Source organism: Mycobacterium sp., from assembly GCF_049278535.1.
Classification (GTDB): Bacteria; Actinomycetota; Actinomycetes; order Mycobacteriales; family Mycobacteriaceae; genus Mycobacterium.
Map to the genome: position 1 here is coordinate 1 of NZ_JBAPMI010000019.1, position 6,913 is coordinate 6,913.

9 protein-coding genes are annotated in these 6,913 nt (G+C 65.2%); 8 read left to right on the plus strand and 1 reads right to left on the minus strand.

All coding sequences use genetic code 11. From position 1 onward, the window contains the following. The 4 genes from WAO18_RS01000 to WAO18_RS01015 all read left to right on the plus strand — a co-directional run. Window positions 1-252 (plus strand): AIR synthase-related protein (locus WAO18_RS01000; protein ID WP_422203125.1); only part of this gene is annotated, 252 nt, incomplete at its 5' end. Window positions 253-320: 68 nt separating this feature from the next. Next, window positions 321-593, plus strand: a complete 273-nt coding sequence (locus tag WAO18_RS01005; RefSeq protein WP_325691852.1) for a HypC/HybG/HupF family hydrogenase formation chaperone — start codon at window positions 321-323, stop codon at window positions 591-593. A gap of 11 nt (window positions 594-604) precedes the next feature. After that, window positions 605-1,744 (plus strand): hydrogenase formation protein HypD, encoded by a 1,140-nt coding sequence (hypD, locus tag WAO18_RS01010; protein ID WP_422203127.1) that lies wholly within the window; start codon window positions 605-607, stop codon window positions 1,742-1,744. Continuing rightward, entirely contained in the window at window positions 1,741-2,493 is a 753-nt protein-coding gene (locus WAO18_RS01015; protein ID WP_422203128.1) for a DUF6390 family protein, read from the plus strand. The genes hypD and WAO18_RS01015 overlap by 4 nt, the downstream gene beginning before the upstream one ends. On the opposite strand, the gene WAO18_RS01020 is transcribed toward WAO18_RS01015, so the two are convergent. After that, window positions 2,490-2,981 (minus strand): Fur family transcriptional regulator, encoded by a 492-nt coding sequence (locus tag WAO18_RS01020; RefSeq protein WP_422203130.1) that lies wholly within the window; start codon window positions 2,979-2,981, stop codon window positions 2,490-2,492. The genes WAO18_RS01015 and WAO18_RS01020 overlap by 4 nt on opposite strands. 73 nt (window positions 2,982-3,054) lie before the next feature. On the opposite strand from WAO18_RS01020, the gene WAO18_RS01025 reads away from it, so the two are divergent. From WAO18_RS01025 to WAO18_RS01040, 4 genes are all read left to right on the plus strand, one after another. After that, window positions 3,055-4,173 carry an alkaline phosphatase family protein gene (locus WAO18_RS01025; RefSeq protein ID WP_422203136.1) on the plus strand — a complete coding sequence of 373 codons (1,119 nt, stop codon included), beginning with the start codon at window positions 3,055-3,057 and terminating at the stop codon, window positions 4,171-4,173. Window positions 4,174-4,312: 139 nt separating this feature from the next. Continuing rightward, the gene (locus WAO18_RS01030) at window positions 4,313-5,431 is read left to right on the plus strand and encodes a HoxN/HupN/NixA family nickel/cobalt transporter (RefSeq protein WP_422203131.1); all 1,119 of its coding nucleotides are present in this window, start codon (window positions 4,313-4,315) and stop codon (window positions 5,429-5,431) included. A gap of 265 nt (window positions 5,432-5,696) precedes the next feature. Continuing rightward, on the plus strand, window positions 5,697-5,996 hold the full coding sequence (locus WAO18_RS01035; RefSeq protein WP_422203133.1) for a PE family protein: 300 nt from the start codon (window positions 5,697-5,699) through the stop codon (window positions 5,994-5,996). An 11-nt stretch (window positions 5,997-6,007) separates the two neighbouring features. Next, the coding region (locus WAO18_RS01040) for a PPE family protein (protein ID WP_422203134.1) at window positions 6,008-6,913 on the plus strand (906 nt) is incomplete at its 3' end.

Below are 6,913 nucleotides of genomic sequence, written 5' to 3' on the forward strand. Positions count from 1 at the left end.
AATGGCGCGTGCGAGCTGCTTGGCATCGATCCGCTCTACGTCGCCAACGAGGGCAAGTTCGTCGCCGTCGTCGCACCCGAAGAGGCCGACGCCGGACTGGCCGCGTTGCGGTCGCACCCGCTGGGCAGCGATGCGGCCGAGGTCGGCGAAATCGTTACCGAACCGGCGGAAAGCGTGGTGTTGCGTACCGGGTTCGGCGGTACCCGGATTGTCGACATGCTCGTCGGCGACCCGCTGCCGCGGATCTGTTGAGAGCGTGGCGATCGCAAGCGCGGCGAAGCCGGGCGCAGCGGGTCGTCACACGAGAGGAGGAGACGCTTATGTGTCTTGGAATTCCGGGTCGGATCGTTGAGATCACCGATCCCGCAAACTATTTGGCGAAGGTAGACGTCAGCGGCGTGCAGCGCACGATCAGCGTGCGGCTGCTGGAAAACGACATGCCCGAACCCGACGACTGGGTGCTGGTCCATGTCGGGTTCGCGATGGCCAAGATCGACGAGACCGAGGCGTTGCTGACCCTGGCCGCTGTCAAAAAGCTGGGCGAGGCCTATACCACCGAAGTCGAAGCTTTCGACTCGTCGGCGATTGTCTAAGGGGGACGACGATGAAATTCGTTGACGAGTTCCGCGATCCGGCGGCGGCCCGCAAGCTTTTGTCCGCCATCGAGCACTTGGCGGGAAGTGGCCCCGACCACTTCAAATTCATGGAGGTGTGCGGCGGGCACACGCACACCATTTACCGGCACGGCATCGAACATCTGCTGCCCGACAACGTCGAACTTGTCCACGGCCCCGGGTGTCCGGTCTGCGTCATCCCCATGGGCCGTATCGACGACGCGATGTGGCTGGCCGGCCAACCCGACGTGATCTTCACCTGTTTCGGCGACATGATGCGAGTGCCCGGCTCAAAAGGCAGTCTGCTGGACGCCAAGGCACGCGGCGCCGATGTCCGGTTCGTCTACTCCCCGCTCGACGCGCTCAAGATCGCCGTCGACAACCCCGAGAAGCACGTGGTGTTCTTCGCCATCGGCTTCGAGACCACCGCCCCGTCGACCGCTGTGACGCTGGTCCGTGCCCGCGACCTCGGCCTGCAGAATTTCAGTGTGTTCTGCAATCACGTCACCATCGTGCCGCCGATCAAGGCCATCCTGGAATCACCGGATCTACGGCTGTCCGGCTTCATCGGCCCCGGGCACGTCTCGACGGTGGTGGGCAACCGCCCATACCGCTTCGTGCCCGACGTTTACGGAAAGCCGTTGGTAGTGGCCGGATTCGAGCCACTGGACATTCTGGCCGCGGTCACCATGCTGCTACGCCAGATCCGCGAAGGCCGATGCGAGGTGGAGAACCAGTACAAACGCGTGGTGCCCGAAAACGGCAACCCGGCCGCACTGGCGCTGATGGGCTCGGTGTTCGCGTTGCGTCCGCACTTCGAATGGCGCGGGCTCGGATTCATCTCGCAGAGCGCGTTGCGGTTGCACGACGACTTCGCGGAATTCGACGCCGAACTGCGCTTCTCGATGCCCGGGGTGCGGGTCGCCGATCCTAAGGCATGCCAGTGCGGCGAGGTGCTCAAAGGCGTGCTCAAGCCTTGGGAATGCAAGGTTTTCGGCACTGCCTGCACCCCGGAGACCCCGATTGGCACCTGCATGGTGTCACCCGAGGGAGCCTGCGCGGCTTACTACAACTTCGGCCGCATGCATCGCGACGCCGTGAAGCTGGTGGGATCCCCCGGGCGGGCATGACGGTGGCTGTGCTGCCCCCGAGCGACCGCGGGCCGGAGATGTTCGCCCGCTACGCATATGCCCCGAACGCGCTGGGTTTTTGCGGCCCTGCGCTTGGCGCGACGTTGCGCGACGGGTCGATCGATGATGTGCGGCGGGCCGCGACGCAGTTTTCCGGCGCGTGGCCCTACTTGCAGGTGCTCGCGAAGATGACCGGCATCAGCGATCCCCTGGATTACCGGCTCGTCGAGTCGTACTGGCTCGGGGGCGGTATCGGTTCCGGGCTTGATCCCGATGACTTCGTCCGCGAGTTGCTCGCCATCATCGGTCCGAAGGCAAGCCGCTACTGGGGACATCTCACCGCCGATTTGGCGCACGAGGCCGCCGCAAACCACTGTTTTCACGTCTTCGGTGTCTATCCGTGGTCGCGGCTGCTGGGCCGGGGCCTCGACGAGCACCCGTTGAATGTGCTGGACAGTTGCCGGGTCACTTGGGGGACAGTGCTTTCCCGCGACGGCGATGGCGTTGAGGTGTCGTGTTGTCGGCTGGCATGGAACGGACACGCGCTGACCCTGTCCGAGCCGTCGGCATGCCGACTCGACGTGTGGGCCGATGGGTACAGCGCGATACCCGACGTGGCGGTCGGCGACGAGGTTGGGATCCACTGGGGCCGGCTGTGCGGTCGGTTACAACCCGACCAGATCCGTGCGCTGGCCGATAGCACCACCCGTCAGCTTCGCTCGACGAATCAACGGCTGGCGCACGTCTAGCGCCGCGGCCGGCCGGCCTCCCCCGGCCCGTCACCCTGACACTGCGGGCACAGTCCGTGCAGGGTGAGCCCGGCGCGCTCAGACAGCGTGAACGAACTGCCGGCCATCGCATGTTGCAGCGCAGAAGCCAGCCGCCCGGCGGGCACTTCGATGATCGCGCCGCAGCGTGTGCATACCGCGTGATGGTGTGGGTCGGCCGCCAGACCGTAGGTGGTTACCCCGCCCTCCAGCGTCAACGCGTGCAACACACCCTGGTCGACAAGCGTGGTCACGGTGCGGTAAATCGTCGCCAAGTCCGGCGGCTGGTCCTCGGCCGGCAGGCACTCGTGCAGCCGCTGGTCGATCTCGGCAACCGACAGATGACCGTGGATCGGCTCCAGCACTGCCAACACTGCTATCCGGGAGGCCATCCGGCGCAGCCCATGAGCGCGCAGTAGTTCCCCGATGCGCTCGGTGACGACCGGATCCAAAGCCGAGGGCCTGGCCACTCATCCAGTATCACGCAGCCGATCGTCGAATCGCACCCAATGACCGGATCGGATGCCTGTCAGACTGGACGTCGTGCCCGGTTCCATCTGCGATGTGCTACCCGCCGCGGCCGCGCTGCTTTCCGTTGACGGGGCGCACGACGCACTAGGAGTGACCGCACAGGTCGGTAGCGTGCGCCGCGTCGTAGTCGTTCTCGTCGACGGGATGGGCTGGCACCTGCTACCGAAACTGGCCGCCGACGCACCGCTGCTGGCGTCGGTGCTGGCCGGTGACACCGGCCGGCTTGACGAACTCGCCTGCACGTTCCCCTCCACCACACCGACCAGCCTGGCGTCGTTGGCTACCGGGGTCGCACCGGGCCAGCACGGGATTCTCGGTTTCACCGTCAAGCTGCCCGAGACCGATCAGGTGCTCAACCACATCTGGTGGCGCGACGAGCCGCCGGCCGGCCAATGGCAGCCCATCCCAACATGGTTCGAACGGCTGCGCTGGGCCGACGTCGGTGCTCGTGCTGTGCTGCCCGCGGCGTTTCTCGGCAGCGGCCTCACCGAGGCGGTATACCGCGGCGCCCAACTCCAGCCGGCGAGCAACGACGACGACTACGCCCAGCTCGTGGTCGACCAGCTACGCGCCGCGCCCGGATTCGTCTACGCGTACACCGCCGCGCTCGACACCGCGGCACACCTGTTCGGCGTCGATTCAGCCGAGTGGCACGCCGCCGCCGCGTACGTGGATGTGCTGCTCAGCCGGCTGGTCGAGGCGTTGCCACCGGATGCGGCCTTGCTGATCACCGCGGACCACGGCGGCTTGAACGTGCCGGAATCTCAGCGGATCGACCTTGACGCCGATTCGCGGTTGAGTGCCGGGGTGCGCGTCGTTGCCGGCGATCCGCGGGTGCGCTACCTGCACACCGAGCCGGGCGCGACTTCAGACGTGATCGCCGCTTGGAGCGAGCTCTTGGATGGGCGAGCTGACGTCCGCAGCCGCGACGACGCCGTCGCGGCCGGGCTGTTCGGATCGGTACGTCTCGACCACCTGCCGCGGATCGGCGATGTCGTCGTCAGCTGTCTTGGTGACACCGCGGTGCTGGCCAGCGCCCATGAGCCACCGGAAGTGGCTCAGCTCATCGGTTTCCACGGGGCGAGCGATCCGGTCGAGATGGCGATCCCGCTGATCACCTTCCAAGCGTGACCGAAGCGGTGCACCGTACCCGATTGCCCGGATTTTCACCTGCAAAATACTCGCAGAATTCCTGCGAATCATCTGCAAGACGTACGCCCGTGGGTTAGCGTCAATAGCGGCCGGGATTCATTTCCAGATGGGACGCGAGATGGCCGCTGACACACTCAGCAGGCAGCCCTCGTCGCAGTCTCGACTACGGAGGGCTTTAACGCCCGACGAGTGGCTGCGTCTGGGATCGATGTTCGCGATCATTATCGCACTGCACGTGATCGGTTGGGGCACACTGATGCTCGTCGTCGAGCCGGCACATTTGAGCATCGGGGACAAGGCGTTCGGTATCGGCATCGGCCTGACCGCCTACACACTGGGGTTGCGCCACGCATTCGACGCCGACCACATCGCCGCGATCGACAACACCACCCGCAAGCTGATGAACGACGGGCAGCGGCCGCTTGGCGTCGGCTTCTTCTTCTCGCTCGGCCACTCGTCGGTGGTGTTCGGGCTCGCACTGCTCATCGCGTTCGGGCTCAAGGCGATCGTTGGACCCGTCGAGCAGGACTCTTCGGCCCTGCATCACTACACCAGCCTGATCGGCACCAGCGTCTCGGGCGTGTTCTTGTACTTGATCGCCATCATCAACGTGGTCATTCTGGCCGGCATCCTGCGCGTGTTCAGGCAGATGCGCAGCGGCCACTACGACGAAACCGAGCTCGAAGCACAGCTGAACAATCGCGGACTGCTCAATCGGCTGCTCGGCCGCTTCACCAAATCGGTTAGCGCGTCGTGGCATATGTATCCGATCGGGGTGCTCTTCGGTTTGGGCTTTGACACCGCGACCGAAGTCGCGCTGCTGGTGCTGGCCGGCACCAGCGCCGCGGCCGGACTGCCGTGGTATGCCATCTTGTGCCTGCCGGTGTTGTTCACCGCGGGGATGTGTCTGTTGGACACCATCGACGGCTCGTTCATGAATTTCGCTTATGGCTGGGCCTTTTCGAATCCGGTTCGCAAGGTCTACTACAACATCACCATCACCGGTCTTTCGGTGGTCGTAGCGTTGCTCATCGGTACCGTCGAATTACTCGGACTGCTTGCCGAGCAGTTCGGCTGGACCGGCGGAGTCTGGCGCTGGCTGGGCGGCATCGATCTCAACGCCATTGGTTTTCTGATCGTCGGCCTGTTCGTGGTCACGTGGGCCGGCGCCTTGCTGATCTGGCGCTATGGGCGCATCGAGGAGAAGTGGACGGTGCAGGCCGAACGCGCCGCCTGAGACGCGTCAACGACAAGTCGGCTTGGGTTCACCCCAGGTCGCGATCACCACCGCGCCCGACCCGGCTGCGAAACCCAAGATCGTTACAGCCCTGAGCTGAATCGGTGGCTTTCGCCGCCGACACAAATCGATGACCGCAGATCTCCATCGGGTCCTCGTTGCGGTGCTTGCTGCTGCAATCAGCCAGCGCCGAACCATATTTCACGCACGTCCGCGCCTAGGACTTGCGTTGTCGTCGTGCGCCCTAATTCAAAGGAGAAACCCCATGTCGTTCGTATCCATCGTACCGGAGATGCTATCCAGCGCGGCGGACAACCTTCAATCCGTCGGCTTGAGACTTCAAGCGCAGAACACCGCAGCGGTGGTACCGACCGCCGGTCTGATCCCGCCCGCCGCTGACGAGGTATCCGCCTTGACAGCAATACAATTCGCCGCACATGCACACACGTACCAGGCGGTCAGTGCGCAGGCTGCCGCGATTCACCAGGCGTTCGTGACGATGCTGGCCGCCGGAGCCGACTCGTATGCCACCACCGAGACCGCCAACGCGGTTGCTACCGGATAAGAGGTGTCGCAATGGATTTCGCAACATTACCGCCAGAAGTCAACTCCGGGCTGATGTACGCCGGTCCAGGTTCCGGGCCGATCATCGCAGCGGCGGCGTCCTGGGACAGCCTGGCCACCGAAGTGTCCTCGGCGGCAGGTGATTACGGGTCGGTGGTCTCCGGTCTGGCCGCCGGTCCGTGGCGCGGCCCGGCATCGGTGGCCATGGCGGCCGCCGCCGCGCCATACGTGTCGTGGATGAACGCCACCGCCGCGCAAGCCGAACAGGCCGCCAACCAAGCCAAAGCGGCGGCCAGCGCCTACGAAACTGCGTTCACGGCGACGGTGCCCCCACCGGTCATCGTTGCCAACCGGACGTTGTTGGCCTCGCTGATCGCTACGAATATCCTCGGCCAGAACACTCCCGCGATCGCGACCACCGAAGCCCACTATGCCGAGATGTGGGCCCAAGATGCCGCGGCGATGTATGGCTACGCCGGATCTTCAGCGGCCGCATCGACATTGACGCCATTCGCCGCGCCACCCGCGACCACCGCGACCGCCGGAGACCTGGGCACGGAGACGCAGACGGCAGCGTCGCAGTTGGTGACTTCGGTCCCCGCTGCACTGCAAGGGCTCGCCTCGCCCGCGACGGCGACGGCGACGGGGTCAGGTCTCTCGGGCCTTCTGGATCTGTTGACCGGGAATTCGACGTCGACGACCGGGCTTTCCCGGCTGTTCAATGACCTGTTCTCGTCGAGTGGCCTGGGGCTCAATGACAACCTGTGGAACACCATGTTCTCGTCCGGGTTCTACATGCCCGGCAACTTCCTGGGCACCATGTCGGATTTCATCGGCCTGCAGAGCGCCGGTGCGGGCGCGTCTGCCGCCGGCGAGGCGGCGGATGGGGCGCTGGGAGCGGCTGCGGCAGACGGAGTC